The following is a 26,734-nucleotide window of genomic DNA, read 5'->3' as shown; positions in this document are numbered from 1 at the left end:
GTCAAACCAAGAGAGACGATCGCAGCCCTCGGAGGCACCAGCCGTCACCGCTCAGATCGTCTCCAGCCCTCCCAGCCCTCCCAGCCGTTCGACGGCCCTGCTCGGACGTGGCCCCGCCGCGTCCCGGCGCCCGTCCGCTCGCGCCTGCCGCCGTGCCCAGCCGGATGTGGGCGGCGGGCCTGGTCCATGAGACGGCGCCGACAAGCCCGGAAGGGACACCATGACTCGTCATCACGACCCCGCATCACGGCACCATCCGGACGAGGACCCTGATCGGGCTCACGCCTCGCGTCGGGCCGTCATCGCGGGAGCGGGCCTGACCGCGTTCGGCCTGCTGCAGTGGACGCCCGCCTTCCGGCTGACGCCCGCGGAGGCGGCCACCCCCGCTCCCCCGGGCTTCCCGTCGTCGATTCCCCTCTACCAGCAGGCCTTCCAGAACTGGTCCGGTGAGATCAAGGTCGACAACCTGTGGACCGCCGCGCCCGCCACGCCCGCCGACGTGGTGACCATGGCGAACTGGGCGCATGCCAACGGCTGGCGATTACGGCCGCGGGGCGCGCGGCTGAACTGGTCACCACTGGTGGTACCGGCGGGCGCATCGGGCGTCGTGCTCGTCGACACCACCGCGCACCTCACCGCGATCACCGTCCACGCCGGCAGCCCGGCGTCGGTGACCGTCCAGCCCGGCGCCACGGTGGACGCCGTGCTGGCGGCGCTCGAACCGGCCGGCTACGGGCTGACGGCGACGCCCGCGATCGGCGAGAACACGATCGGCGGCGTGCTGGCGGTCGGCGGCCGCGGGACCGGGATAGCCGCCCAGGGCGAGACCCTCCCCCCCGGCCATACCTTCGGGTCGCTGAGCAACCTGGTGGTCTCGCTGACCGCCGTGGTCTGGGACGCCGGCCAGAACCGCTACGTGCTGCGCACCTTCCAGCGCGGCGACGCCGAGGCCGGCGCGCTGCTCGTCCACCTGGGCCGGGCGTTCATCACCGAGGCGACGCTGCGGGTGGGGCCGAACCGGCGGCTGCGCTGCCAGAGCTGGTTCAACGTCAGCGCCGACACGCTGTTCGCTCCCCCGGCCTCGGCCGGCGCCCAGTCCTTCGCGAGCTACGTGAACTCCAGTGGCCGGGTGGTGTGCATCTGGTTCCCGTTCACGGCCAACCCCTGGCTGCGGGTCTGGACGGTGAGCCCGAACAAGCCGCTGCTGTCCCGGCAGGTCACCAGCCCATACAACTTCCCGTTCAACGACATCATCCCGAAGGAGGTCTCGGATCTCCTGGCACAGATCATCACCGGCGACGTCTCGCAGACCCCGACGCTGATGCAGACCCAGATCAGCCTGGTCGGCGCCGGCCTGATCTCGACGGCGAGCTGGGACATCTGGGGCTGGTCGAAGAACCTGCTGTCCTACGTCAAATCGAGCACGCTGCGGATCACGACCACCTGCCACGCGATCCACACCCGGCGCGCGGACATCCAGCGGGTGGCCTCCGAGTTCTATGCCTTCTACAAGAGCAAGCTGGCCGAGTACCAGGCGCGCGGCCAGTACCCGATGAACGCCCCGGTGGAGTTCCGCGTCACCGGCCTCGACAATCCCGCCGACTCGCAGGTGCCCGGCGCGCGGCCGGCGCTGCTGTCACCGCTGCGGGCGCGGCCGGACCACCCGGAGTGGGACGCGGTGGTGTGGGTCGACGTGGTGAGCGTTCCCGGCACCCCGTACCAGAACCAGTTCTACCGGGAGCTGGAGACCTGGCTGCGTAGTAACTACGCCGGGGCGTACGCCGCCGTCCGGCCGGAATGGTCGAAGCGCTTCGCGCACACCGACGCCGGCCCGTGGACCGACCCGGCGGTGCTCGCCGCGGCGATCCCGGCGAGCTACTCCGCCGGCGCCCCGGCCGGGGCCGACTGGAACGCGGCCCGGGCGATCCTCTCCGCCCTGGACCCGCACCGCGTGTTCAGCAACGCCTTCCTGGACACCCTGCTGCCCTGACCCCCGAGCTGCCCTGACCCCAGAGCTGCCCTGGCCACCCAGCTGCCCTGACCCCCGACGCGGCGGACGAAGGCGAGGCCTCGAAGGGAGCCTCGTCCGGCCGGTCGAGCCGAGAGGTGGAACACCGGGCTGAGCACGACCCGTCAGCCGAGGGCACGGTCCAGGTTGAACGCGGCGCTGATCAGCGACAGATGGGTGAAGGCCTGCGGGAAGTTGCCCTGCTGCTCGCCGGCGCGGCTGATCTGCTCCGCGTAGAGGCCCACGTGGTTGGCGTAGGTGAGCATCTTCTCGAAGGCGAGCCGCGCCTCGTCGAGCCGCCCGGCCCGGGTCAGCGCCTCGACGTACCAGAACGAGCAGATCGAGAAGGTGCCCTCCTCGCCGCGCACGCCGTCCGGGCTCGCCTCGGGGTCGTAGCGGTAGACCAGCGAGTCGGACACAAGCTCCTCGCCGAGCGCGTCCAGCGTGGACAGCCACTTCGGGTCGGTAGGCGAGACGAACTTCGCCAGCGGCATCATCAGCACGGAGGCGTCCAGGACGTCGTCGTCGAGGTGCTGGACGAACGCCCGCCGGTTGGCGGACCAGCCGCGGCGCATGATCTGCCGGTAGATCGCGTCGCGGCAGCCCCGCCAGCGCACGATGTCGGCGGGCAGCCCGCGGTGCGCCGCCATCCGGATCGCCCGCTCGACCGCCACCCAGCACATCAGCCGCGAGTACAGGAAGTTCTTGCGGCCGCCGCGGGTCTCCCAGATGCCCTCATCGGGCTGGTCCCAGTGGTCGCAGACCCAGTCCACCAGGACGCAGACCTCGTCCCACAGGCCGCTGGAGATGGGCTCCCCCCACTTGTCGTAGAGGTAGACGGAGTCGAGGAGCGCCCCGTGGATGTCCAGCTGGAGCTGGTCGGCGGCGGCGTTGCCGACCCGGACCGGGGCGGAGTCCCGGTACCCGCTGAGATGGCCCAGCTCATCTTCTGGCAGCTCACCGCGGCCGTCGATGCCGTACATGATCTGGAGCGGGCCGCGGGGGCAGTTGTCGCGCAGCGCGACGCGCTCGGACAGGAAGTCCATGAACGCCCGCGCCTCGTCGGTGAACCCAAGCCGCAGCAGCGCGTAGACGCAGAACCCCGCGTCCCTGACCCACACGTACCGGTAGTCCCAGTTGCGCTCCCCGCCGATCTGCTCGGGCAGGCTGGTCGTCGGGGCCGCCACGATCGCCCCGGTCGGCGCGTAGGTGAGCAGCTTGAGGGTCAGCGCGGAGCGGTGCACCATCTCCCGCCACCGCCCCCGGTAGCGGGACGCGGCCAGCCACCGGCGCCAGAACGCCACCGTGGCGGTGAACTCCTGCTCGGCCTCGGCATGGGGACACCCGCGCGGCGCGATGTCACCGCCCACCCGGTCGAGGGCGAAGACCGCGGACTCCCCCTCCAGCAGCTTGAAGATCGTCCACACGTCCCGGCCGTCCCCGTCGAGCGGCACCGTGGCGGTCAGCGCGAGGGAGAGCGACGCCGACTCGAACAGCGTCGCGCCGCCCTCGGTCCTGACGGTGTGCGGCAGCCGGGCGTAGTCGAACCGCGGGGCCACCCGCGCACGCATCGGGATGGACCCGCGCACGCACACCACGCGGCGGATCAGCCGGTGCCGGCCGACCGCGCTCGCGTCGCCGATGATCGGCATGAAGTCCTGGACCTCGCCCACGCCGTCCTCGGTGAAGAACCGGGTGATCAGGACGTTGGTGTCGGGGAAGTAGAACTGCTTTGACCTCGCCGGCGCGTCGGCCGTCAGCTCGAAGCGCCCTCCCCGGTCCGCGTCGAGGATCGAGCCGAAGACGCTGGGCGCGTCGAAGGACGGGCAGCAGTACCAGTCGATGGTCCCGTCGGTGCCCACCAGGGCGACGGTGCGCAGGTCGCCGATCAGCCCGTGGTCGGCGATCGGCAGGTAGCGCGGGCCCCCGGCCCACCGGTCCTGCCCGGTCATAGGCCTGTCCTTCCCTACGCGGCCGGGCCAGTAACGACCGCCGCCGTTCGCCGCTTCGCGCGCCGCGCGCCGCTCCGCTTCGCCAGGGCGAGGCCGGCGGCAAGATGGTGGTCGTCCGCGACTGACCGCGACGCTAGAACGATCATCGACGTGTGCTGCGGGGTACAGCGTGCCCAAAGCGTGCCAGGTGGTTCGAGCGGTGCGACGCGCGTGGTAGACGTGACGGCTATGACGGGTCCGGTGGTGGTTGCCGGGGTTGCCAACGTGCAGCAGACGGTGCCGGTGGACGACTTTCCGCTTCGCTATGTGCCGGTGCGCTATCTGCCACACCAACTGCGACTGGAGGCGGGGGGCGTCGGGCTCAACGTCGCCCGCGTGTTGCGCACGCTGGGATCCCCGGTCGTACTGGCAACGCTGGTCGGCGCCGACCCGGCTGGTGTCCTCGTCCGCGCCGAGCTGAAGCGTGCCGGCCTGGGTGGGGCCGGGGTCGTGGCGGTGGCGGGTACCCCGGCCTCCGTCGTGCTGGTCGATCCGCGCGGCGCACGGCAGGTCCACACCGACCTCAAGGACCTCCCCGACGCCACCTACCCGCCCGCATTGTTCGCCGAGCTCGTGGCCGGTGCCCAGCTCGCCGTCGTCTCCACCGTTGGTTTCGCCCGTCCGCTCCTGACGGTCGCCAAGGCCGCAGGCGTGCCGGTCGCCGTCGACGTCCAGACCGTCACCGGAGTCGACGACGCCTACAGCGCGCCGTGGCTCGAGGCCGCCGACGTCCTGTTCTGCTCCGCCGAGCGGCTCGACACGGATCCGGCCGTCTTCGCCCGGACAGCACTGGAACGCTTTCGCGCACGGATCGTCGTCGTCGGGCTGGGGGCGGACGGTGCGCTGCTTGCCGTCCGGGGACGTCCCGCCCGCCAGGTCCGCGCTGTCGCTCCGCACGGGGTGGCCGACACCACGGGCGCTGGCGACGCCCTGTTCGCGGGCTTCCTGCACTACTGGCTCGCGGGCGGCGACCCGGACGACGCGATGGAACGCGCCGTACTCGTCGCGGGCTGCGCCGTCGGTACCGCTGGCACCAGCCCTCATGTCAACGAGGCGCACATCGCGGAACTGCTTGCGCGCCCCCGCTGAGCCAATCAGCTGGATCATGGCGCTGCGGGCAACCCGTCGAGGTCGCGAAGACGCGTCAACAGCTTGAGCGGGAGGGCGCGACCGACCGGCCGCGACTAGTATTTCGTCATGTTTGGTGCGGGAATCAGCGGGTTGTCCAGGTCGCTCGGCGGGATACTCGTCGCCGGAGCCGTGGTCGCAGGCTGCTCCAGCGAGACGGACGAGCCCAGCCCGCCGTCTCCGTCTCCGTCTTCGTCGCCGTCGCCCGCGCCGTCTCGGTCGCCGGCATCATCGCCGGCCGCATCTCCGTCGGTGTCGGTGTCCCCAGTGTCGGTGTCCCGCTCGCCGTTGCCGCGGGACGCACACCCACCGCTTTCCGGCTTCGGCGAGGTTCATGACCTCGGCACGGTGGTAGGCGTTGACGGCACCGCGCTCCGGCTCGACCGGAAGGCCTACGTCCTCTGCACCCCCGAGCCCGGCGACGACACGGGGACGTGCCTGGACGGTTATCGGATCGATGACGTCGAGGCGGAAATTCGCGAGTACCAGCTGGCGACGACGGTCAGGTTCACGTTCTCGGTGGGACCTGAGGAGTACGAAACCGGCGACCTCGCGGATCTGCGGGAACGTGTCGCATCCGCTCCGAACCACCTGATGATGCTTCAGCTCGACACGGTGGGGCGTGTGATCGCCGTCGGCGAGCCCTGGCTTCCCTAGCCCGGCCCTCGCTACAGGGGCATGGCGTGGCCGGGTGATCGGGGATCGCTTGGAGACAGTGGAGTAGCTGGTCGAGGCGGCCAGTGGGCTTGATCTGCCGCTGGTCGCGGTCGAGGCCTACTGGGACGGCGACACGACCGGGTGGGGCATCCACGTCGAGGCGTTGGTCCAGACCCCGACCGGCCGCCTGATCGCGCGCCCTCTGATCAGGCCGGTGCTCCGGCCGCCGGTGATGGTGCCGGGTCGGGGGTGTCGACGAACTGGCGGGCCTGGAGGGTGAACAGGTCGCGGTAGATGCCGGGGCGGCTCATCAGCTCGGCGTGGGTGCCCTCGTCGACGACGAGCCCTTCGTCGAGCACGTAGATGCGGTCGGCGGTCCGGACGCTGGCGAGCCGGTGGGTGATCAGCAGGACGATCCGGTCCCGCCCGAGCTGCTGGATGAGGCTGAACAGGGTCTGCTCGGCGCGGGCGTCGAGGGCCGCGGAGGGCTCGTCGGCGATGAGGAACGGCGCGTCCCGGTAGACGGCGCGCGCACAGGCGATCCGCTGCCACTGGCCGCCCGACAGATCATGACCGGAGTTGTACTGGCGGGCGAGCGAGGTGTCGTAGCCGTGCGGCAGCTTGTCGATGACCTCGTCGGCGCCGGTCGTCCGGGCGGCGGGGATGACGCTGTCCGGGCCGTCGGTCACCAGCCGGCCGACACGGCCGACGGCGATGTTCAGCCGGGCCGACATGGGCCAGTGGGTGTAGGACTGCGGGATCATGCCGACCCGCTCCCGCACGCTGTCCGGGTCGACGCCGGCGAGGTCGACGTCGTCCCAGTGCACGGTGCCGGCGTCCGGCAGGTACAGGCCGGCGAGGACCTTCGCCAGCGTGGACTTGCCGCTGCCGTTCGCGCCGACGAACGCGACCACCTGCCCCCTGCGCAGCTCGACGGAGACGCCGCGCAGCGCCGCGGTACCCGTGTGCGGATAGCTGTAGGTGGCGTCGTCGACGCGGATGACGGCCGGGCTCGCCGGCGCCGCCGCCGCCCGCTGGGTGGGGATCCGGCGGGCCGCCTCCTCGATCCAGGCCCGGTACTCGCCGAAGTAGAGGAAGTTCTCGTAGGCGTCGTTGAGGCTGGTCAGCGCGGTCCCCAGGGCGCTCCTCCCGTTGCGGATCGCGAGGACGGCGGTGCCCGCCGCGGCGAGCGGCATGACGCCGGCGTTGAGGAGCAGGACGAGCGTCCCGTACACGGCACCGAGGGCGAGCCCGGCCACGGTCTCGCCGATCAGCCGGTACCGGACCTGGCCGCGGCCGACCCGCAGCTGCTCGGCCTCGTACCCGCGGGCGAGCAGCGTGTACTCCTCGAGCAGGAACCCCCCGAGCCCGAACGAGCGGATCTCGGCGGCGCAGTCCCGGTCGATCATGCGGTACCGCAGCATGTACTGCCGCCGGACCTGGCGGATGGTGCCGAGCCAGGAGGCGTACGCCAGGCGGGCCGAGCGCGCCGTCGCCCAGCCGTCCGGCAGGATCGACAGGACCAGCAGCGGCAGCAGCAGCGGGTGCAGCACGCTCAGCACGCCGCCCGCGGCCGCCATTCGCACCGCGGAGGTGAACACGTCCGCGGTGTTGTCGACGAGCTGGCGCCCGCCGGCGGCGCCCCGCTCGGCGGCGTCCAGGTCGTCGACGAACCGCGGGTCGTCGAAGGCCATCACGGAGGTACGGGTCGCGACGTCGAGCAGCCGGACCATGCAGACCCGGTCGATCCGCGGGCCGAACCGGCTGCGCAGCAGGCGTTCGAGCAGCGCCAGCCCGACGCGGACGACCCCGGCGGCGGCCACCAGCGCCAGCGCCGGCAGCGCCTCGCGGATCCGGTCCGGCGTCGGGCCCTCGCGCAGCAGCTCGGTGAGCGCGCCGGCCACGGCCAGCAGGCCGGCCGCCTCCGCGAGCCCGGACACCACCCGGACGGTGACCAGGGCCAGCAGCCCGGCGCGGTCCGCCTCCCAGGCGAGCGACCACGACAGGCCGAGCAGTCCCGGCAGCCGCCTGGCCATGGTGCGCACACCGGTGCGCTCCATCGTCTTCTTGTGCTTCGTCCACGCCCCGGTGGAGTCCTCGTCCTCTTTTCCGTACGTCAGGACAGGATCGTGAAGCGCGGCGCCGCTCGCCGACGGGCCCGCTGGTGGGGGGCCGCTGGTTTCCGCGTCCCGCTCGGAGTTGGGAATGCCCCGCTGAGCCGGTGGCGCGCTGATGACGTCAGGGTTGCCGTCCACCAGTCCAGCGTCGGCGAGAAGGCCGCGCCGGAACCCGGATTTTGAGGGTCTTTCGCTTCTCGCGCGCCGCTGGGCATCCCTGCCAGCATTTGCCCTGTTTCACACCGCCTCGCCGTCAGCGGCCTCCCGAGCCGGCCAGCGCGACGTCGAGGACTGGCTGTATCCGCGCGGCGAGCCAGTCGTCGGGTTTACCGCCGCCCGTGCCGCCCGTGCCGCCTGGCAGCCGCCGCCAGCCGAGGCCCGGCGCGAGCAGGGAGAGGTCTCCGGCCGCGCGCCGAACCAGGGGGAACCGCTCTTCCCACCCGCCGGAGCCCGGTTCGCCGCCGGCGGCGAACCCGACGACGAGCTCGGCGGGCGACGACGCGCCGGCGGCGATCTCGTCCGGCCCGCCGGCCGCGCCGGTGGTCAGGACGAAGGTGTGGGTGACCGTGCCGGCGCTCCCGCCCAAGGGCACCGCGGCGAGGTCCAGGGAACGGACCTCACCGCCCAGCCGGACATACATCCGTGACCCGCCGCCGGCCGGCGCGGTGACGCTCCCACCCGCGGCGCCCGCGGGGGGCCGAATGGTCACCCGGATCTCGACCCGGGTTCCGGTGACCCGGCGCAGCGGGACGAACGAGCCCCGGTAGCTGCCCGGGATGTCCGCGTCGACGAGCTCGTCCGGTCGCAGCCGGTAGAGCGCGCGCCCGGGCATCCGGTCGGGCAGCGCGGCGATGCCGGGCCCGATGTCCGCCGCGTAGACGATGGGGCCGTCGAGCCCGGGGCTGTTGCGCAGCGTGTGGTACGGGACCTGGGTGTAGCGGCTGGTCACCCCCGGCGTGACGACGACCAGCGCGGGGCCGGGCAGGTCGTCCGGGACGAGCGCGTCCAGGAAGTCGTTGCCGGCGTCGACGCTGTGCTGCACGTCGATCCTGGGCTGGAGGGTCGGCACCGTGAGCGCCGCGAGCCCGGCCACGGAGAGCGCCACCGCGGTGGGCCGGGCGAGACCGCCAAGCCGGGCGACCCGGGCGCAGCGGACCGGCCGGGCCGAGTGTGCCGCCCGCCGCACGCGTGGCCGCGCCGGAAGCAGTGTCCACAGCCACCGGGCGCCGGCGGCCGCGAGGATGACCACCGGCGTGAACCCGGCCAGGTGGTAGTGCGGGCCGAGCCCGTTGCGCAGGCCGGGCACGGCGAACGCCGACCCCCACCAGAAGAAGTAGCCAGCCAGCACCACCCCGGTCGTCGCGAGGAGCAGCAGGCGCTCCGCGCGGCGCCGCGGAGCGAGGAGGCCGACGGCGGCGAGGGCGATCAGGCCCAGCCCGCCGAAGTACCAGCTCGGTGCCGCGCCCAGGGTGTCCCAGAGCGCGTCTTCGGCCAGGTGGCGGGTGAACGGGAAGCTCGACTCGGTGGGCAGGATGCGCCGCGGGCCGAAGCCGAACGTGTCCAGCGGGTCCGAGGCCGACAGCGGCAGGCGCAGCGGCGACCCCGTCACGTACCAGCAGTAGGCCAGCAGGACGGCGACCAGCGGGGCCGCGCCGAGGGCGGCCCAGACCGAGCGGGTCAGCAGAGCCCGGGGCGTCCGCCGCTGCCGCGCCGCGACGAAGAGCACGAGGGGCAACGCGACGAGGACCACGTCGTACGGCCGGTTGAGCAGGGCGAACCCGACGAGCGCGCCGCCACCGATCAGCGCCGGCCGCGATCCGGTGCGGGCCCCGCGCAGCAGGAGGGCGCTGGCCAGCGTGAGCACCGCCGCGCAGCAGGCGTAGGCGAGCGGAAGCGCGGTGTGCAGCAGGACGAGCGGGGAGAGCGCCAGCAGCACGGCGGCCGCCAGGGCCGTCCAGACGTCGTCGAACAGCTCGCGGGCGAGCAGGTACGCACCGACGACCCAGCAGGCGGCGGCCGCCGCGGGAGCGACGGTCATCGTGCCGAACAACGCCTGGGAGAGGGCGAGCAGCGCGGGCCAGCCCGGCAGGTACTTGGTGAAGACGTGGTTGCTGTGGATGCCGGTCAGCCATGGCTGGAAGAACGGCTCCACCACCCGCGCGTCCAGGGTGAGGCGCCCGTCCAGCAGCATGCGCGCCTGCAGGACGTAGGCGGCCTCGTCAGCGTCCCCGGAGCCCCGCGGGTAGAGGAACGCCTGCAGGAGGAGGCTGCCGACGAAGGAGCAGAGCGCCAGCAGCAGGACCGCTCCGGCCGGTGCGCTGATCCGGACCCGCCGGAGCCCGCGGGGACGCGCCGGGACGCTCGGGGCCGGGTCGGTAGGCGGTCCTGGGGTGTCGGCCGGTCCTGGCTGAGCGGGGATACCCGACTGACGGTCGACCGTTTCGGGTGCTGACGAGTCGATGGTCACCGCGACAGGCCGCATCCGGCCCTGGCCGTCATGGCCGCCTCACGGCCCGGACTCGCCGTCTCCGATCATGTGTCCGACCCATCCTGATGCCCGCCCTGCCTCGTCTCGCGGCCTCTGCTGCGACATGCCCCATCAGCAGCGCTTTCGCGCCAACTGGGATGATAGGTAGCGCGCCAGTCCAGGCAGGGCAGGGGTGTCGCCGGCCCAGGCCGAGGCCCGGCCCCGGGCGGGGCGGCGTCAGCGTCCGGGGTTGCGGGCGGCGATCGCGGCGTTGAGCGCGGTGGCGAAACCGGTCCAGGCCAGGTACGGCAGCAGCGCCGCCCCGGCCAGTCGGTCGGCCCGCCGGGCGTGCGACAGCAGCGCCGCGTTGGCCGCGTTCAGCGCGGCGATCTCGGCCAGCGCCCAGCGCGGGCGCCTGGCACGGAAGAACAGCGGCGTCCAGCCGGCGTCCAGGGCGAGGTCGACCGCGAACACGCGCCGCGGCCGCCTCCGTTGCCGGTCGTCGGAGCCGGCGTCAAGGCCGCGGGCGGCGGCGAACGCGATCGACGCGTACAGCGGCGTCCACACGGCGGAGAACGCCGCCGGGGGGCGGCTGCCACGCGGGTTGTCGTGCGCCCGGTACCAGGCGGAGCCGGGGCTCGTGGCGGCCGCGCCGAGGGCGGCGGCGCCGGCCGTGGCCAGGCTGGTCTTCGCGAAGGTCGGACCGTTCATCCCAGCCTGGTACCTGGCGGGCGCCGAGCATCCCCCGGGCTCCGGGGCCGCCGCCGAGGCCGGGGGCCAGGGCTGGGTCAGATCATCGCCTGGAACATCCAGTGCTGCATCTCCAGCTCCTTGAGCGAGTCGATGATCAAATCCTGGGTGACCGGGTCCGGCTCCGCGGTGGCGTCCATCCGGCCGCGCGTCCGGGTGATGACGTCGGCCAGGACGTCGGTCATCAGCCGGACGACCTTCTCGTCCTGGACATAGCCGCACTCCACCCCGTGGATCTGGCCGCGGTGGGCGATGGTGCCCACCTGGCCGTCCGGGTTCACCCCGATGGCCACGGCGCGCTCGGCGGCCAGGTCGGTGTGGCGACGGGCGACGTCGACGGCCTGGTCGAGCTGGCGGTGGATCGAGCGGAACGTCCGGCCGGTCACGTTCCAGTGCAGCTGCTTCGCGAACAGCGAGAGGTCGATCAGGTCGACGACCATGCCCTGGAGGGCCTCGCCGGTTACCGTGCGCGCATCGTCGGGCAGCGGGCTGCGAATGGCGGTCATGGTGTTCCTCTCCTCGCGTCGCCTCGCGACGTCGGTCACGTCCTTATCTGGAAATGCCCATCGAGCAGATCGTTACCACCCCTCGGCGCTCCACTGGCGGCTGGTGGCGGCCCTGCCCGCCGGCAGCTACCTGGTGCTCAGCCACGGGACCAGCGACATCGCGCCGGCGGAGACCCAGCGCGTCGTCGACGTCTACAACCAGCGCGGCATCCCCTTCCAGACCCGCGGCCGCGCCGAGCTGGCCGCGCTGGTGCCCGCCGGCCTGGAGATCATCGAGCCGGGGATCACGTTGCTGCACCGCTGGCGCCCGGACTCCGATCCCGACCTCTACTCCGACGCCGACGTCAGCGCCTACGGCCTGATCGCCCGCAAGGGCTGACGATCACCGCGACACCTTTGCCGGACGCTGATGACGCCCACCGCGGCGATCAGGGCCCGTCCCACGGGTCGCGGTCGGGCGCGGCGGGCAGGGTCACGGTCACCACCAGGCCGCCGCCGCCACGAGCCCGGGCCCTGGCCGCACCGCCGTGCGCCTCGGCCACGGACCGGACGATCGACAGCCCGAGCCCGGCTCCCTTCGCGGTGATCAGTCGTTCGGTCGCCATCCGATTGAACGGCTCGAACAGTGACGGGACCTCGTAGGAGGCCACGGCTGGCCCGGTGTTGGACCGGCCTGGGCGGTGCTCGGTGGCCTCGGCACGACCGTCGTCATCGGCGGGCTGGCCGGTCTCTATCCGGCGGTCCGCGCCGCCCGGCTCTCCCCGACCGAGGCGTTGGCGGCTCCCTAGGCGAACGGCGCCCCTGCCCCGGTCGCGGTTGGCGGCGGCGTGGGCCCCCGCGGTCAGCAGCGTCCCGAGCCCGCCGGCACCGGGTGACCGGCCGCAGGTGACCGGTCCGCGCCGCTGATCCGGGGGCCCTCCCCCCGGGCCGGCCACCACGGCCTTCGACGCGCCATTGGTTGTATAAATTATGCGTCGGCAGATTGGCGGCCGGGCCCTCCTCCGCGGGGCCGTCAGCCCGCGCGGACCAACGGCCGGGCCGGCACAAGCCCTCCGGGCACCTTCGACTCTCCTGGAGCTCACCGTGACCGAAGCAGTCATCGTCTCGACGGCCCGCACGGCGATCGGGCGGGCCCGCAAGGGCACCCTCGTCGGCCTCGACGCCTTCGCCCTCGCCGAGGCCGTCGTCCCGGCCGCGCTGGAGCGCAGCGGGATCCCGGCGGCCGACCTCGACGACCTGATCCTCGCCGAGTCCTACCAGGGCGGCGGCGTCATCGCCCGGCACACCGCCGTCCGCCTCGGCCTCACCGGCGTCTCCGGCGCCGCGACCAACCGGCACTGCGCCGGCGGCCTGACCGCCGTCGCCATCGGCGCCGGCAGCATCCGCGCCGGTATGGACCGAGTGGTCATCGCCGGCGGCACGGAGAGCCTGAGCAACCAGGTCCTCGGCTCCAAGCGCGACGCGGAGGGCAACCAGAAGATCTGGATGTCGCCGCCCAACCCCGACACCCCCGAAGCACCGGCCTTCGACATGTCCATCACGGTCGGTGAGAACACCGCCCGCGAGATGGGCCTGACCCGCCGCGACGTCGACGAGTGGACCGTCTACACCCAGGAACGGGCGATCGCGTCGATCGACTCCGGGGCGTTCGTCGACGAGATCATCCCGCTCGACGTCACCCGCCCCGACGGCACCACCGTCCGGTTCGACACCGACGAGCACCCACGCCGCGGCACCACCCTCGAACGGCTCGCCACCCTGCCCGTACTACATCCCGAGCTGCCCGACGCCACGGTCACCGCTGCCAACGCCGCCGGCCTCAACGACGCCGCCGCCGCCGTCACCCTCACCAGCGACACCTACGCCGCGGCGCACGGGCTCACCCCGCTCGCCCGCATCCGCGCCTGGGCCACCGCCGGCATCGAACCGGCACTGACCGGCCTCGCGCCCACCCTCGCCATCCCGAAGGCACTCGACCGCGCCGGACTGGCCCTCGCCGACATCGACCTCTTCGAGATCAACGAGGCGTTCTGCTCCGTCCCCGTCGCCGCCGTCCGCAAGCTCGGCATCAACCCCGAGATCGTCAACGTCAACGGCAGCGGCGCCAGCCTCGGCCACCCCATATCCGCCACCGGCGCCCGGATGGTCGTCACCATGGTCGGGGAACTTCGCCGCCGGGGCGCGACGCTCGGCTGCGTCTCCATGTGCGCCGGCGGAGGCATGGCCGCCGCCATGATCATCGAGATCGTCTAGCGGGCCGGCGCAGCCGGGCCACTCGCGCAGCCGGCCGGCGGGGCGGCGCGACGCCGACATTGGCAAATCGAGCCGACAACCAATCCCTATGCGCGGTCATTGGAAAGGCGATTGTTGACTGCCACGACAGTAGGTGACTGGTGCATTGGATCGATCAATCGACACAGCCAAACGGCGAACCATACACCCCAGGGTCGTGCGGACACAGATCACGATCTAGGCCGATGCACCCGCCCCGGTCCGGTTAGCGCGCCGCTTCCGCGGCGTCGGCCAGGTCATCGATCGCGCGCTCGATCCGGGCCACCTCCTCGGTGAGGAGCTTCGGGTCGTCGAAGGCGTTGGCGAACAAGGCTGCGCCCTGCACCCTGGCCAGCAGCGACACCGCCTCCGCGGGCGCGTCCGGAACGCCGAGCTCCGTCAGTTGGCGGGTGGCCCAGTCGATGAGGATGCGCAGCAGCCGCGAGGCACAGTCGTGCAGGTCACCATCGAGCTTGCCGAGATCACCCGAGAGGCCGCCGATCGGGCAGCCGCGCGCGGCCACCAGATCGGCGGCCTCAGCCCAGTTGTGCGCCAGCCCCTGAAGACGGGCCCTGGGGGTCGACCGCCGGTCGAGGGCGGCGAGTAGGTCGCTGACACGCCGAGCATGCTCGTCGACGACGGCGCGGAGAAGATCGTCTCGTGTCTTGAAGTAGTAGTACACGTTGCCGATCGGCACGTCAGCGGCCTTGGCCACCAACGCCAGCGTCGTCCCCTGGACGCCATGGCTGTGCGCGATCTCGGTCGCGCTGCCGATCAGTCGTTCGCGCTTTCCGCGCCTGGCCGTCGGCGACCGCGGCCCCGGCGGCCGCGCCACCGGTTCTGAGTCAGTCATCTCACTCACGACTGTACCCACGCCCGCGCCACTCCGTCCACGTGGTATGAGTTAGTTAACTTACTAACTCCTATCCCTGGAGATCATCCATGGCGGCTCCCGCCCAGCCGGCTCCCGTACCGACCGAGTCGGTACTCGCGACGCGGCGCGGCAAGCAGACCCTGGCGTTGCTCTGCGCGGTCGGATTCCTCGACTTCGTCGATGCATCGATCGTCAACGTGGCCCTCCCCTCGATCCGCGCCGACCTCGGTTTCACGATCCAGAACCTTCAATGGGTGCTCGGCGGCTACCTCCTCACCTACGGCGGGCTGATGCTGCTCGGCGGGCGCGCGGCCGACCTGATTGGGCGCCGAAGGCTCCTGCTCGCGGGCACGGCGGTGTTCCTCCTGTCCTCGGCCGGCGCGGGCCTGGCGCAGGACGACGTCGCGCTCGTGGCGTTCCGGCTGATCCAGGGGGTAGGCGCGGCAGCGATGCTCCCGGCCGCGCTGTCGCTCCTGACCACCACGTTCACCTCACCCAAGGACCGGGCCAAGGCGCTCGGGATGTGGGGAGCCCTGGCCGGCCTCGCCTCCGCCGTCGGCGTCTTCCTCGGCGGGCTCATCTCCGCCGGGCCGGGCTGGCGGTGGGTCTTCTTCGTCAACCTGCCCGTGTGCCTGGCCGTGCTGGGCGCGACGCTGCGCCTCATCCCGCGCGACCGTGACCGGGACCGCGGGGACCTGGCGAACTTCGACGTCCTCGGCGCCCTGCTCGTCACCGCCAGCATGCTGCTGCTCGTCTACACGATCGTCGAGGCACCCGGGCGCGGCTGGGACGCGACGGGCACGGTCGCCGGGCTCGTCGGCTCCGGCCTCCTGGTCCTCGTGTTCGCCGGATACGAGCTGCGCCACCGCAACCCCCTCGTCCCGTTCTCGATCTTCCGGGTCAAGGGCCTCGTCCCGGCGGACGTCACCCAGGTTCTCGCGATGGCGGGCTTCTACGCGATGTTCTTCTTCATCACCCTGTACATGCAGAACGTCCTCCGGTTCTCCGAGATCGAGGCGGGGGCCGCGTACCTCCCCACGACCTTCGGCGTGGCCATCGCCGCCGGCGTCGGCGCCCAGCTCATCACCCGGCTGGGCACCCGGCCCGTGATCGTGACCGGCTCGCTGCTGGGGGCGGCCGGATTGTTCTGGCTCTCCCGCATCCCCGCGGACGGCACCTTCCTCGCCGACCTCCTCGGCCCGCTGCTGGTGCTGGCGGCCGGACTCGGTCTGGTCTTCGTCGGCGTGACAACCGCGGCGCAGACGGGCGTGCCCGAGGAGACCGCGGGGCTCGCGGCGGCACTGATCAACGCCTCCACCTGGCTGGGCGGGGCACTCGGCGTCGCCATCCTCAGCGCGGTCGCGACGTCACGCACCCAGGACGTGGCCGCGACCGGCGCTCCTGAAGCGGCAGCCCTCACCGAGGGATTCCAGAACGCGCTGCTGGTGGCCGCGATGTTCCTCCTGGCCGCCGCCGCCATCGCGCTGCGCGCCACCAACTCCCGCCCGCCGGTGCCGGCGGCTCCGGCGGCGACCCCGTCCGCGGTGGCCACACCGAGGGCAGCGATCGACGGATAGAGGCTGGCCTCCGGCGGCAGCACCGAAACGCCGCCTGCGATTCGAGGCCCCGGCGCGGCGGGCAGGTCAGCCGGGCCGGGGCCTCGTCGACCGCCCCGGGCGTGGCCGGAGACTCAGGGTGTTGAGCGGCCGGCCTCGACGAGGACGGTCTGTTGGCGGTGGTGGGCGGTTTCGAGTTCGGCGGGGGGAGCGTCGCCGCGGGCCCGGTGGAGGCGGCGGTGGTTGTGCCAGTCGGCCCAGCGGAAGGTGCTACGTCTCGGTCCCTCCTCGCTACCCGAGCCGAGACACGAGATCGACGAACTGGCGCTGCTGCGCCGCGGTCAGGGGAGCAAGCACCTCCTCCTGGATCCCGTCAAGAACGGCGTCGAGCCTAAGGAGAGCGTCGGCGCCCTGAGGAGTGAGCGTGACGATCTTCCGACGCTTGTGGTCGGGGTCAGTCCTCCTCTCGACGAGATTCCGCGACTCGAGCTCGGTGAGAGCGGCGGTGACATCACTTCGGTCAATACCTGTGTCCCGGCCCAGATCGGCCTGGCTCGCAGACCCCCATTGCTCGAGCGCGGCCAGCAGTCTGTAGTGATATCCGCGCAGTCCGTCACCGTGGGCTTCGAAGCCGGCCGCCAGCAGCGCCGAGGAGCGCGAGAAGGCACGGCTGATCAGCCAGGTCGGGCGCTCCTTGACCCGGTCCAGCGTGCGACCGGCCTCGTCGTGATGCGCGGGCATGGCCTCAGGTTACCAGTTGTTGGCCCGGCCAACACACTATATGTTGGCCGAGCCAACATTGGTCATGCCAACATGGGAGGCCTGCGGCACGCCTGGCCGCCGGGGCGGCCTTCGCCGCGGCCGCCGCGGTCCTCGCCCTGGCTACGAAGAACACTCACGACGAAGACCCGGCCCACCATCCGGTCGAAGCGGAAGCCGACCAGCCACAGCTCATGGCTGGTCCACAACCCACCACGGAGATCTCACGATGAATGCCATGCCGACCCACGGAGCTGCTCGCGTCCTCATCGTCGGGCGCAGTCCCGGCGTTCTCATGGCGGCAGTCGACATGCTGCGCGCCAAGGGCTATCTCGCGGACGCGACCAACCAGTTCGGCCAGGTACTCGACGACTACGACGTCAGCGATCTCGACGTGCTGGTATTCGGTGGCATGGTTCCCGCCGACACCAAGCAGTACCTCCGCGACGAAATCTCCAGGCGCAACTCCGGGGTCACCTTCGTCCAGGGACTCGCCGGCATCGCCGGAGTCATCGCCGCCCAGGTCGAGGTCGTCACCTGTGAGGACCCCTCGGACGCCGCCGAGATCACATACGACGCCGCTGAGCGAACCCACCGTGTGTCGCTCTCCGAAGCCGCCCACGTCACCGTCGAGGCTCTGTGGGCCACCTCGTTCACACCCCCTGAGCCCACCAGCACCTCCATGCAGGTATTCGACGGCGACCTCGCCGCCGGATCCCACGACATCGCCCTCCCAGACACTGTTCCGTCCGAAGCCTCCTTCGCGACAGTCACTGTCGGTTCCCAGGTGCACGTCTTCACCGTCGGGCCGATGCCGGATTCCGTGACGCGGCTGGTGCCGACCTCGGCCACCGACCGGCGACTTCCCGACGTCGCGGCCGTCACCGTTCACAGTGATGAGCAGTAGGGCAGGCGTGGAACACCCGAACTTCACGAGCGGCCGCGCGAGAACGACCCGCATCGGGCATCGCTTGGTGGAGCTCGAGCATTCAAGATCACCCCGCGGTGACCCCACCGGAACACTCGCCGATTTCCGGTTCACCCGCCTGGATCAAGAGGGTACTGAGCGTCCTCCAGCTGCCAGACCACCCGCTCCGCTAGAGGGCCAAAGGGTGTGCGAAAATGATCTTCCTTCGCGCACCCGGCGGCCGTTGTCCCCAGGATCACTGACGGGCGGTTCCGCGCGGCTCACCGCGCCGGCTCCAGAACACCTCGGCGTGGCCCGGAGTAGGCGACCGCCGCGAGCGGCGGGTCGTACGACCAGATGTTGCATAAAGTATCCTTTCGCCGGACGGCGCACAACGGCCGCCGACCGATCCGCCCGCCACACCGGCCAGCACCGCCGAGCAGCACATTTGTCATTGTCGACAGTTCCGTAAAGTCCCGGGACCTCTTCTGCGCCGCGGGCATCCTCGGCGCGCCGGTCCGCCCGACCGGCCGGCCGCCGGACCGATCTCGGCGGGCGGGAGGCCCGGAGCCCCGCGTTGCCCCGTCGCGCCGTTCGGAGGACCGCATGCCGTCGCTGGACACCGTCAACGTCTACGACCCCGCCCGCTACGAGAGTGGCATCCCGCACGAGGACTTCCGGGTGCTGCGCGCGCAGGCCCCCGTCTTCCACCATCCCGACCACGAGCGGCCCGGCGGCCTCTGGGCGGTCACCCGGCACGCCGACGTCACGCGGGTGTCCCGCAGCCCGGACCTGTTCTCGTCGAACCGGTGCACCGCGAACCTGGGCGAGATCACCGACGAGCAGCTCGCCCAGCAGCGGCTGATGATGCTGAACATGGACCCGCCGGAGCACAACCGGCTGCGCGGCCTGGTCAACCGCGGGTTCACCCCGAAGATGGTCAGCCGGATGACCGAGCACCTGCGGGACACGTGCGAGCGGATCGTCGACGCGGCGCTGGCGGCCGGCTCTGGCGACTTCATCGAGCTCTGCGCCGCCGACCTCCCGCTGATCGTGATCGCCGAGCTGATGGGCGTGCCGGTCGAGGACCGGAGCAAGCTGTTCGACTGGTCGAACAGGCTCGCCGCCGCGACCGACGGGCGGATGGAGAACGACGGTGACGCGGCGGTCGCCGTCATGGAGGCCTACGGGTATGCCAACGACCTCGGCGCGGCCAAGCGCGCCTGCCCGGCCGACGACATCGTCAGCCGCCTGGTCGCCCGGGACGAGCAGGGCCAGGAGCTCTCCGAGCTGGAGTTCGACCTGTTCTTCCTGCTGCTGATGTTCGCCGGCAACGAGACGACCCGCAATGCGATCGCCGGCGGGATGCAGGCAATGATCGACCATCCCGACCAGTGGGAGCGGCTGCGCGCGGACCCCGGCCTGGCCCCGCTTGCCGCCGACGAGATCGTCCGCTGGGTCAGCCCGGTCAACGGGTTCCGCCGCACCGCCACCCGCGACGTCGAGCTCGGCGGCCAGCTCATCCGCGAGAACGACAAGGTCGTCATGTTCTACGCCTCGGCGAACTTCGACGAGTCGGTCTTCGACGACCCGTACACCTTCGACATCGGCCGCAGCCCCAACCCCCAGCTCGGCTTCGGCGGCGGCGGGCCGCACTTCTGCCTCGGCCGGCACCTCGCCATGCTCGAGATCGAGCTGATGTACCGGACGCTCGCCGCCCGGGTGCGCCGCGTCGAGCTCCTCGGGCCGCCCAGCCGGCTGCGCTCCAACTTCGTCAACGGCGTCACCGCGATGCCGGTCCGGCTCCTTGCGGCCTGACGAGCCACCGCCTGCAGATACAGGATAGTCTCACCCGATATGGGCGGCCGGAGGTCGGCTGACCGAGCGCCCGCTCGCCGTTGCCGGGCATCGTCACCCGCCTCCGAATATCGGTAACCGGCGATGATTCTCCACGGCCCACCAGGAGAAGCCGAGGCCGCCATGGGCACCGTTCGACCCCGTCCAACACTTATGGGAGGCTCCCTCCCATATCCGCTGAAGGCGAGGGGAGTCATGTCGCGCGGCGACGCCACGCGCGGCGCGCGTCGGGGACCGTCACGGCGGCCCGGCCGGCGGTAGCCACCCGTCGCCCCTTCTCTCGACGGGCGACGGCACCTCGCCCCTCCCCAGGAGCGGGAGCCAGGATGGCACGCCACCCCCTGTCATCTCCACTCCATGCGGTCAGGGGCGGGCGACCACGGTCGCCGGCCGCGCGGCCGCCGGTTGCGTGGTCATCGGTTGCAGCAGGCGCAGGCAGATGTCGACGAGGCGTTCCAGCGGGCGGTCGCGCTGGGCGACGGTGGGGATGAGCGTCCTCGCCAGGACGCAGCCGAGCAGCGTGTCGAAGACGTCGTCGGGGTCGGCCGCCGGGTCCACGCTGCCGGGCGGCGCGGCCCGCAGGACGTCGAGGAACTGGGGCCGGGCCGACACGGCGAACCACGTCTCGGCGGCGTTCGCGCGGCCGGCCACCTGGTAGACGGCCAGCAGCCCCGGCACCGCGGCCCGCGCGGCCGGGCCCGCCATCGTCGACGCGTAGGCGCGGACGAACCGGCGCAGGTCCCGGCGCAGGTCACCCGTCGGGCGCACGGTGACCGGCGACAGCCCCGGGAACACGGCCTGCTCGATGATCTCGACCCGCGACGGCCACCGGCGGTAGATCGCCGACGCGTGGACCGCGGACCGCTCCGCGATCGCCTGCACCGTGGTCGCCTCGAACCCCTGCTCCACGAGCAGCTGCCGGGCGGCGTCGAGGACCCGGATGTCGATGCTCACGTCACGGGGACGACCCCGCCGTCCGTGCGGCTGGTCCGGGGTCATGAGCCGATCGTACGGCGACCAGCTATTACGGGAGCCTCGATCCTGTTTTTGCCAGCCGGCTGGCGGAGCGGACGACCTCCCCGTGCCGCGCCCACACGTCCGCGGGCCGGCCGCTACGCGGGCTTCTGGGCCGCGGGGAGCACCTTCTCGACCACCGTCGTGAGGTAGCGCCAGCCGATCTCGGGCGGCAGGCCGCCGACCAGGGGGTGCAACTGAAGCATCTCGCCCGCCCGCACGAGCTCGACGGCCTCGTCGACCGTGAAGACCTGATGGCTGCGTCGCTCCGCGCGCAGCTCCTCGGCGGTCCGCGCGAACGACAGGCTCGCGGTGTCGGTGTTGCCCTCGTTCCACGCAGCGTAGCTGCGCACGTCATGCATCAGGTAGGGCCCGAGCTCGTCCCACGCCTGGTCGACGTCCTCCGCCACGAACGCGGTGGTGGGTTTGTCCGGCGAGTTCAGCATGCACATCCCGGCCTCGTGGCCGGCCGCGCGGGCTGCCTCCTCGTAGGCGGCCTGCAGTTCCTTGTTGTCGCTCTGCGCCAGGAAGCCGATGCCGTGCCGCCCGGCGCGCCGGGCGGCCGCGCGGCTGCCGCCGCCCCAGAAGACCGTCGGCCCACCCGGTGTCAGCGGTGTCGGGGTGACCTGGATGCGGCGGCCCTCGTGCTCGAAGGCCTCGCCGGTCTTGGCACGCAGCAGCAGTGGCAGCAGCTCGTCGGCGAGCCGGCCGCGACGGCGGAAGTCCACGCCGTACATCTCGTACTCGGCAGGCAGGTAGCCGATGGCGGCGACGTAGAAGAGCCGCCCGCTGCTGACGATGTCGAGCACCGCCATCTCCTCGGCCAGGCGGATCGGGTCGTACAGCGGCAGCGGCAGGGCGGCGACGGAGAGCGGGACGGCGGAGGTCCGGGCGGCCATCGCCGCGGCGAGGACCAGCGGCGCGGGCAGGTAGCCGTCCGCCGACATGTGGTGCTCGCAGAGCACCACCGTCACGCAGCCGCGCGTCTCGGCCCACGCGGCCATCTCGATCGCGGCGGCGTACAGGTCCCGCGCGGGTGCCCCCGTCGCCGGCGCTCGCATGTCGAACCGCATCATGAACATCGCCGAACCTCCTGTGCCGGGCGGGACGTGCCGAGAGCTCGGGCCCGGCAGTCGCGTGTCCCAGACCGTCCGAGTCCGCCCCGCGACCGGGTACGGCACGATTTCGGGATGGAACATCCCGAAATCGGGTGGGCCTGTCAACTGGGCGGAACGCTCGACGCACCGCCGCGCACGTCACCACGGCTCACCCGCGGCCCGCGGCGGAGACGGCCGCGCACCGGGGGCGGCCGGTGGGGCACCGGGTGGCAGGCGCGACGCTCAGGCGCCGCGCGAGGCCGGCGGCCGGCCGTGGGTCGCCGCGGCCAGGGAGTCGGCGGCGGCCCGCACCCTGTCGCCGAGCTGGAGGATCTCGGAGCCGGCGCGCACGGACATGCCGCCATCGCCGGTCGCGCAGACGAGGCACAGGACGACGACGACCGTGCCGTCGGCGTCGAAGACCGGGGCGTTAGGTGGCTCTGGTCCGGGGCGACCGACCGGCCGGACGTCGGCGCCGCGCCGCGCGCCTTGGCCCCCAGCGTGCGAGCCCTTCATGATCTGATGGAATCCTCGGAGCGATAGCTCCCAATCCCACTAGATCATGACGTGCGGCCCCGGCAGCATCGACCGGTCACATCCCAAGGCCGCCAAGCTAAGCCAAGATCGTCCAGCATCGCCGCGGGTAGGCAACTGGCGCGAAGATCGGAAACGGCCCCGACCGAGTGGCATGGGGTCGCGTCCCTGACGCGCCGGAGCCTTGGGTGGGATCCGTGGCGAACGGCCGGGCGGGCGGCGCGGAGCGCGGCGAGGAGACGCAGATGACGAACGACCTCGACGGGTCGATAGAGCACAGATATGCGACGGTCAACGGCGTCACGCTGCACTATGTCATCGGCGGTGAAGGCCCGACACTGCTCCTGCTGCATGGATTTCCGGACTTCTGGTACACGTGGAAGGCGCAGATCCCCGCGCTGATCGCCGCCGGTTTCCGCGTGGTGGCGCCGGACATGCGCGGGTTCAACCTGTCGACCAAGCCCGTCGGCGTCTGGAACTACCAGGCCAGGGTGCTCTGCGACGACATCGACGGGCTGATCGAGCATCTCGGCGAGGACCGCGTCCATCTGGTCGGGCACGACTGGGGCGGGCTCGTCGCCTGGTTCTTCGCCATGCGCCATCCGGAACGGCTCCACCGGCTTGCCGTGCTGAACATCCTGCACCCGGAGAGCCTGTTCGCCGGGTTCCGCACCTGGGGCCAGCTGAAGAAGAGCTGGTACATGTTCTTCTTCTGCCTGCCGGTCCTCCCCGAGAAACTGCTCGGAGCCCGGGGCCGGAAGGGCCTGCTGACCGTCTACGAGACGGAGCCCAGCGCCCCCTTCCCGCCCGAGGAGATCGACCGGTACCGGTTCGCCTACAAGGACGACAGCACCCTGACCGCGACGATCAACTACTACCGCGCCTTCATCCGCGACCGGAAAGACCTGCGGCGCAACCACATCCGCCGGACAGAAATCCCGGCCCTGGTTCTCTTCGGCGACCGGGACCCCCACCTGCGCAGCGACCTCGCCGAACCGCCGCCCGACCTCGCCCCCAACGCACGGACGATCCATTACTCCGACGCGGGCCATTGGATCCAGCACGACCTACCCGACGAGGTGAGCACCCAGCTCATCGGCTTCCTCCGCGCGTGAGGGCGAGTTCTGGTCCCAGCCCTCACGCACACCGAGCAGATTCCTCGAGCTCTGTCCCGGCGACGATCCCGACTATCGGGTTTCCGGCTTCAGGACGAAGACGGGGATCTGCCGGCTGGTCTTCTTCTGGTACTCCGCGTAGTCCGGGTACGCGGCGACAGCCCGGTCCCACCAGACCGCCTTCTCGTCGCCGGTCACCTCTCGGGCCACCATGCTCTGCCGGGTGGGCCCGTCCTGGAGTTCCACCTCGGGGTGCGCGCGCACGTTGTAGTACCAGACGGGATGATTCGGAGCGCCGCCGAGCGAGGCCACGACGGCGTAGAGCCCGTCGTGCTCGACCCGCATCAGCGGGCTCTTGCGAATCTTGCCCGACCTCGCGCCGACCGTGGTGAGGATGACGACCGGCCGGCCGTTCAGCGTCGTGCCACGGGTGCCGCCGGAACTTTCGTACTCCTCGACCTGCTCGCGCACCCAGTCCGAGGGGCTCGGCTCGTAGCCACCGGTGCCAGTCATACGCCGATTCAACCCCGCGCCGCGCCATCCCGCCTGCCGATCTCGAGGTGATGGTGCGCAGCATGTTCGGCCCTCAGGCTGTTCGGCTTCCGCACACCGACGCAGGCGGAGCCCGCCATGTGTCGGGCAGCCAGCGCGGGTCGTCTCTCGCCGGCCGTATGTGTCGCGTCACTGCGTGTTGGCTGCCGCGGTCCACGATGTCGTGGATGGGGCCGGTGATGGGCGACCTTCCGTAGTCGAACCGGCGCAGGCGGACGATCTACGACGGCCAGCGCCGGGCGCACGCGGACGGCATGTCATCGTTGCCTCCTGTACCCACTTGTCCGGCCCATCCGGCCATTCTTTGCCGCGCCCCAGGAGTGCCGATGAGTCTGCCGCCGAGGTCGCTGGATCGCCGACATTTTGGCGTGCTCGGGCTGCTCGCCGGCGCCTCGGCCCTCGGTGCCACGGCGTCGGGATGCTCTGGCGGCTCTGGCGGCACCGACGCGGCACCGACGCCGAGCGAGCGGGCCCAACCGCGTTCGGCCGCGCAGGTCGCCCTCGACGGGGCTGTCTACGGGTACGCCGGTGTGACGATGACCCGCACGCGCGCCTCGTTGGTCTGCCTGGTCGGCGCGAACAACCTGGTCCACCAGCTCGAACTGGCCACGCCGACGGCTCGGCGGGTCGTCGCGCCCAACGTCGACACCTTGTACTCGTCCGCCTGGCTCGATCTGCGGGCGGGGCCGTTCGTCCTGACCGTGCCAGAGATCACCGACCGTTACTTCAGCTACCAGTTCCTCGACGTCTACAGCAACACCTTCGCCAACATCGGGACGAGGGCGACGGGCGGCCGGTCCGGACGGTGGGCCGTGGTGCCGCCCGGATGGACCGGCGAGCTGGCCGGTCAGGCGACCGGCGAGGTGACAGTCATCGACGCGCCGACCTGGGACGTCTGGCTGGTGGGGCGCACCCTGGTCCGCGGGCCCAGCGACCTCGCCGCGGCGAAGATCGCGCAACGCAGCTTCCAGCTCGCGCCCGCCCAGCCGGCGGGCGCAACCACGGGCGGGGGCACCGTCACCCCGGCGACGGTGCCGCCGCCACTGCCCGCACCGGACTGCGACCACCCGTCCGATCCGCAGGAGCCGACGGACGGCGGCGCCGCGTTCTTCGACGAACTCGCCGCGCTGCTGCTCAGCGACCCGCCGCCGGCCGCCGACCGGCCGGTCGTCAACGCGCTTGTCACCATCGGCGTGACACCCGGTTCGACGCCGAGCAGGAACCCGGACCGTACCGTGGTCGCAATGCTGGCCAGGGCGGCGCAGGACGCCGAGGCCACCGTGACCCGCGCGGTCGACGACATCGGCGAACCGGCCGGCACGTGGACCGCGTCGTATGGGTTCGGCAAGTACGGCACGGACTACCTGACCCGCGCAGCCGTCGCCGCCGGGCTGCTGGCCGCCAATGTCCAGGAAGAAGCGATCTACTACGGCACTCGCTCCGATTCGACGGGGAAGCCGCTGTCCGGCGCCGCGAGCTACCAACTTCACTTCCCCGCCGACCACCTGCCGCCGGCCGGCCCCGGCGGATTCTGGTCCCTCACGATGTACGGCGAGGACAACTTCCTCGTCGACAACCGGGCCCGGGTATACGCAGTCGGCGACCGCACCGAAGGGCTCGCCGTCGGCGCCGACGGTTCGCTCGACATTTACGTCTCCGCGACCCAGCCCGCCGGCCCGACCGCGAACTGGCTGCCCGCGTCGGCGACCGGTGGGTTCAATCTCCTCCTGCGGGTCTACCTGCCGACCGCCGCGGCGACGGGTCGGCATTGGGCGCCGCCGCCGGTCACCCGGGTCAACGGCTGAACCCGGTCCCGAGTACGCCGATGAGTTCGGCCGAGCAGCCACCTCCGACCGGCACCTGCACTGAGCCTTCCCGCGCTACATTCCACCACTCTCGGTTACAGGCCAGAGACCGGGATGGGCCAGGCGCCAGCGGAGTACCCCCGCGCGCCAGGGACGCGACCGGTCGATGCCGGCGGCGCGGCGCTTCATGATCGGGTGGCATTTTCCGGGTATGGCGCCGAAAATGCCACCCGATCATGAGCGGTACGCACGTTTGGGGCGGGGGCGGCCGGACGGATGGTGCGCCTGGCCGCCACCCCGATCTCGTACCTGTCAGACCGGCGGCAGGTTGTGCCCGGACGCGGTCGGGTTTTGGCCGGCGCCGAATCGCTCGGCCCGTTCGCGCAGGGTCGCGGTGGCCGCGTCCCGGCCGAGCATGCTGCGACAGCCGCGGTAGCAGCGGCGGTGGCGGTGTCAGGGCCGGACGAGGATCTTCCCGTTGGCGACGACCTGGGCGAGGTCGGCGAACGCCTCGTTCACCTGGGTGAGCTCGACCTGCCTGGCCAGCAGCGGCGCCGGGTCGATCAGGCCGCTGGTGAACGCGGCGATGACGGTGCGGAACTCCTCCGGCGTGTAGTAGACGGCGAAGCTGAGCGTGACCTCCTTCATCACCGCCGCCCACGACTGGAACGGAGTCGGCTCGATCGTCACCCCGGCCATGACGATCCGGCCCCGCGGCCGGGCCGCGGTGACGCAGGCGTCGAGCAGCGCGGCCTTCCCCGCGCACTCG

The 26,734-nt window shown here is 71.9% G+C and carries 23 protein-coding genes; 10 read left to right on the top strand and 13 right to left on the bottom strand.

Going from position 1 to position 26,734, the window contains the following annotated elements:
• The first annotated feature begins 220 nt into the window (after positions 1-220).
• A complete protein-coding gene (locus QOZ89_RS42265) occupies positions 221-1,990 on the top strand; it encodes a cholesterol oxidase substrate-binding domain-containing protein (protein ID WP_312629820.1) in 1,770 nt (589 codons plus the stop codon).
• Between the two features lie 143 nt (positions 1,991-2,133).
• Here QOZ89_RS42265 and QOZ89_RS42260 read toward each other — a convergent pair whose 3' ends face one another.
• Positions 2,134-3,960: a glycoside hydrolase family 15 protein gene (locus QOZ89_RS42260; protein WP_071048193.1), complete on the bottom strand. Its 1,827-nt coding sequence runs from the start codon at positions 3,958-3,960 to the stop codon at positions 2,134-2,136.
• A gap of 228 nt (positions 3,961-4,188) precedes the next feature.
• Between QOZ89_RS42260 and QOZ89_RS42255 the strand changes: the two genes are divergently transcribed.
• Both QOZ89_RS42255 and QOZ89_RS42250 read left to right on the top strand, forming a co-directional pair.
• Positions 4,189-5,088, top strand: coding sequence for a carbohydrate kinase family protein (locus QOZ89_RS42255; protein WP_071048192.1), 900 nt, complete (start codon positions 4,189-4,191; stop codon positions 5,086-5,088).
• A gap of 306 nt (positions 5,089-5,394) precedes the next feature.
• Positions 5,395-5,784, top strand: a complete 390-nt coding sequence (locus QOZ89_RS42250; protein ID WP_083418449.1) for a hypothetical protein — start codon at positions 5,395-5,397, stop codon at positions 5,782-5,784.
• 206 nt (positions 5,785-5,990) lie between these two features.
• Here the strand turns inward: QOZ89_RS42250 and QOZ89_RS42245 are convergent, their stop codons facing one another.
• From QOZ89_RS42245 to QOZ89_RS42230, 4 genes are all read right to left on the bottom strand, one after another.
• Positions 5,991-8,039 carry an ABC transporter ATP-binding protein gene (locus QOZ89_RS42245; RefSeq protein ID WP_312629816.1) on the bottom strand — a complete coding sequence of 683 codons (2,049 nt, stop codon included), beginning with the start codon at positions 8,037-8,039 and terminating at the stop codon, positions 5,991-5,993.
• Between the two features lie 115 nt (positions 8,040-8,154).
• Positions 8,155-10,383, bottom strand: a complete 2,229-nt coding sequence (locus tag QOZ89_RS42240; protein WP_312629814.1) for a DUF6541 family protein — start codon at positions 10,381-10,383, stop codon at positions 8,155-8,157.
• A gap of 222 nt (positions 10,384-10,605) precedes the next feature.
• Positions 10,606-11,079 carry a TspO/MBR family protein gene (locus QOZ89_RS42235; protein WP_312629812.1) on the bottom strand — a complete coding sequence of 158 codons (474 nt, stop codon included), beginning with the start codon at positions 11,077-11,079 and terminating at the stop codon, positions 10,606-10,608.
• Positions 11,080-11,156: 77 nt separating this feature from the next.
• A complete protein-coding gene (locus QOZ89_RS42230) occupies positions 11,157-11,624 on the bottom strand; it encodes a Dps family protein (RefSeq protein WP_071048205.1) in 468 nt (155 codons plus the stop codon).
• Here QOZ89_RS42230 and QOZ89_RS42225 point away from each other — a divergent pair.
• Complete coding sequence (locus QOZ89_RS42225) at positions 11,623-12,003, top strand: SAM-dependent methyltransferase (protein WP_241841648.1); 381 nt, start codon at positions 11,623-11,625, stop codon at positions 12,001-12,003. The two genes, QOZ89_RS42230 and QOZ89_RS42225, sit on opposite strands and share 2 nt — an antisense overlap.
• 49 nt (positions 12,004-12,052) lie before the next feature.
• Here QOZ89_RS42225 and QOZ89_RS42220 read toward each other — a convergent pair whose 3' ends face one another.
• The gene (locus QOZ89_RS42220; RefSeq protein WP_071048188.1) at positions 12,053-12,274 is read right to left on the bottom strand and encodes an ATP-binding protein; all 222 of its coding nucleotides are present in this window, start codon (positions 12,272-12,274) and stop codon (positions 12,053-12,055) included.
• Positions 12,275-12,707: 433 nt separating this feature from the next.
• Here QOZ89_RS42220 and QOZ89_RS42215 point away from each other — a divergent pair, with 433 nt between their 5' ends.
• Positions 12,708-13,877 (top strand): thiolase family protein, encoded by a 1,170-nt coding sequence (locus tag QOZ89_RS42215; protein ID WP_071048187.1) that lies wholly within the window; start codon positions 12,708-12,710, stop codon positions 13,875-13,877.
• A 244-nt stretch (positions 13,878-14,121) separates the two neighbouring features.
• Here QOZ89_RS42215 and QOZ89_RS42210 read toward each other — a convergent pair whose 3' ends face one another.
• Positions 14,122-14,748 carry a TetR/AcrR family transcriptional regulator gene (locus QOZ89_RS42210; protein ID WP_071048186.1) on the bottom strand — a complete coding sequence of 209 codons (627 nt, stop codon included), beginning with the start codon at positions 14,746-14,748 and terminating at the stop codon, positions 14,122-14,124.
• Between the two features lie 89 nt (positions 14,749-14,837).
• On the opposite strand from QOZ89_RS42210, the gene QOZ89_RS42205 reads away from it, so the two are divergent.
• Entirely contained in the window at positions 14,838-16,346 is a 1,509-nt protein-coding gene (locus QOZ89_RS42205) for a DHA2 family efflux MFS transporter permease subunit (RefSeq protein ID WP_071048185.1), read from the top strand.
• 270 nt (positions 16,347-16,616) lie between these two features.
• Here the strand turns inward: QOZ89_RS42205 and QOZ89_RS42200 are convergent, their stop codons facing one another.
• A complete protein-coding gene (locus QOZ89_RS42200) occupies positions 16,617-17,066 on the bottom strand; it encodes a MarR family winged helix-turn-helix transcriptional regulator (RefSeq protein WP_071048184.1) in 450 nt (149 codons plus the stop codon).
• Positions 17,067-17,313: 247 nt separating this feature from the next.
• Between QOZ89_RS42200 and QOZ89_RS42195 the strand changes: the two genes are divergently transcribed.
• Positions 17,314-17,991 (top strand): hypothetical protein, encoded by a 678-nt coding sequence (locus QOZ89_RS42195; RefSeq protein ID WP_071048183.1) that lies wholly within the window; start codon positions 17,314-17,316, stop codon positions 17,989-17,991.
• A gap of 606 nt (positions 17,992-18,597) precedes the next feature.
• The gene (locus QOZ89_RS42190) at positions 18,598-19,809 is read left to right on the top strand and encodes a cytochrome P450 (RefSeq protein ID WP_071048182.1); all 1,212 of its coding nucleotides are present in this window, start codon (positions 18,598-18,600) and stop codon (positions 19,807-19,809) included.
• 402 nt (positions 19,810-20,211) lie between these two features.
• Here QOZ89_RS42190 and QOZ89_RS42185 read toward each other — a convergent pair whose 3' ends face one another.
• The 3 genes from QOZ89_RS42185 to QOZ89_RS42175 form a co-directional block, all read right to left on the bottom strand.
• Positions 20,212-20,847, bottom strand: a complete 636-nt coding sequence (locus QOZ89_RS42185) for a TetR/AcrR family transcriptional regulator (RefSeq protein ID WP_071048181.1) — start codon at positions 20,845-20,847, stop codon at positions 20,212-20,214.
• A 113-nt stretch (positions 20,848-20,960) separates the two neighbouring features.
• The gene (locus QOZ89_RS42180) at positions 20,961-21,944 is read right to left on the bottom strand and encodes an LLM class flavin-dependent oxidoreductase (RefSeq protein WP_071048180.1); all 984 of its coding nucleotides are present in this window, start codon (positions 21,942-21,944) and stop codon (positions 20,961-20,963) included.
• 258 nt (positions 21,945-22,202) lie between these two features.
• The gene (locus QOZ89_RS42175) at positions 22,203-22,475 is read right to left on the bottom strand and encodes a hypothetical protein (RefSeq protein WP_312629803.1); all 273 of its coding nucleotides are present in this window, start codon (positions 22,473-22,475) and stop codon (positions 22,203-22,205) included.
• A gap of 206 nt (positions 22,476-22,681) precedes the next feature.
• On the opposite strand from QOZ89_RS42175, the gene QOZ89_RS42170 reads away from it, so the two are divergent.
• A complete protein-coding gene (locus QOZ89_RS42170) occupies positions 22,682-23,608 on the top strand; it encodes an alpha/beta fold hydrolase (RefSeq protein ID WP_241841647.1) in 927 nt (308 codons plus the stop codon).
• 72 nt (positions 23,609-23,680) lie between these two features.
• Here the strand turns inward: QOZ89_RS42170 and QOZ89_RS42165 are convergent, their stop codons facing one another.
• Entirely contained in the window at positions 23,681-24,121 is a 441-nt protein-coding gene (locus QOZ89_RS42165) for a nitroreductase family deazaflavin-dependent oxidoreductase (protein WP_071048178.1), read from the bottom strand.
• A gap of 365 nt (positions 24,122-24,486) precedes the next feature.
• On the opposite strand from QOZ89_RS42165, the gene QOZ89_RS42160 reads away from it, so the two are divergent.
• Positions 24,487-25,965 (top strand): DUF1254 domain-containing protein, encoded by a 1,479-nt coding sequence (locus QOZ89_RS42160; RefSeq protein ID WP_071048177.1) that lies wholly within the window; start codon positions 24,487-24,489, stop codon positions 25,963-25,965.
• A 453-nt stretch (positions 25,966-26,418) separates the two neighbouring features.
• Here QOZ89_RS42160 and QOZ89_RS42155 read toward each other — a convergent pair.
• The coding region (locus QOZ89_RS42155; protein ID WP_312629797.1) for a zinc-binding dehydrogenase at positions 26,419-26,734 on the bottom strand (316 nt) is incomplete at its 5' end.

The sequence above is a fragment of the Pseudofrankia coriaricola genome, from assembly GCF_032027725.1.
In the GTDB taxonomy this organism is placed as follows: domain Bacteria; phylum Actinomycetota; class Actinomycetes; order Frankiales; family Frankiaceae; genus Pseudofrankia.
The sequence above is the reverse complement of the archived record's forward strand: the minus strand, read 5'-3'. Positions and strand labels throughout refer to the sequence as shown.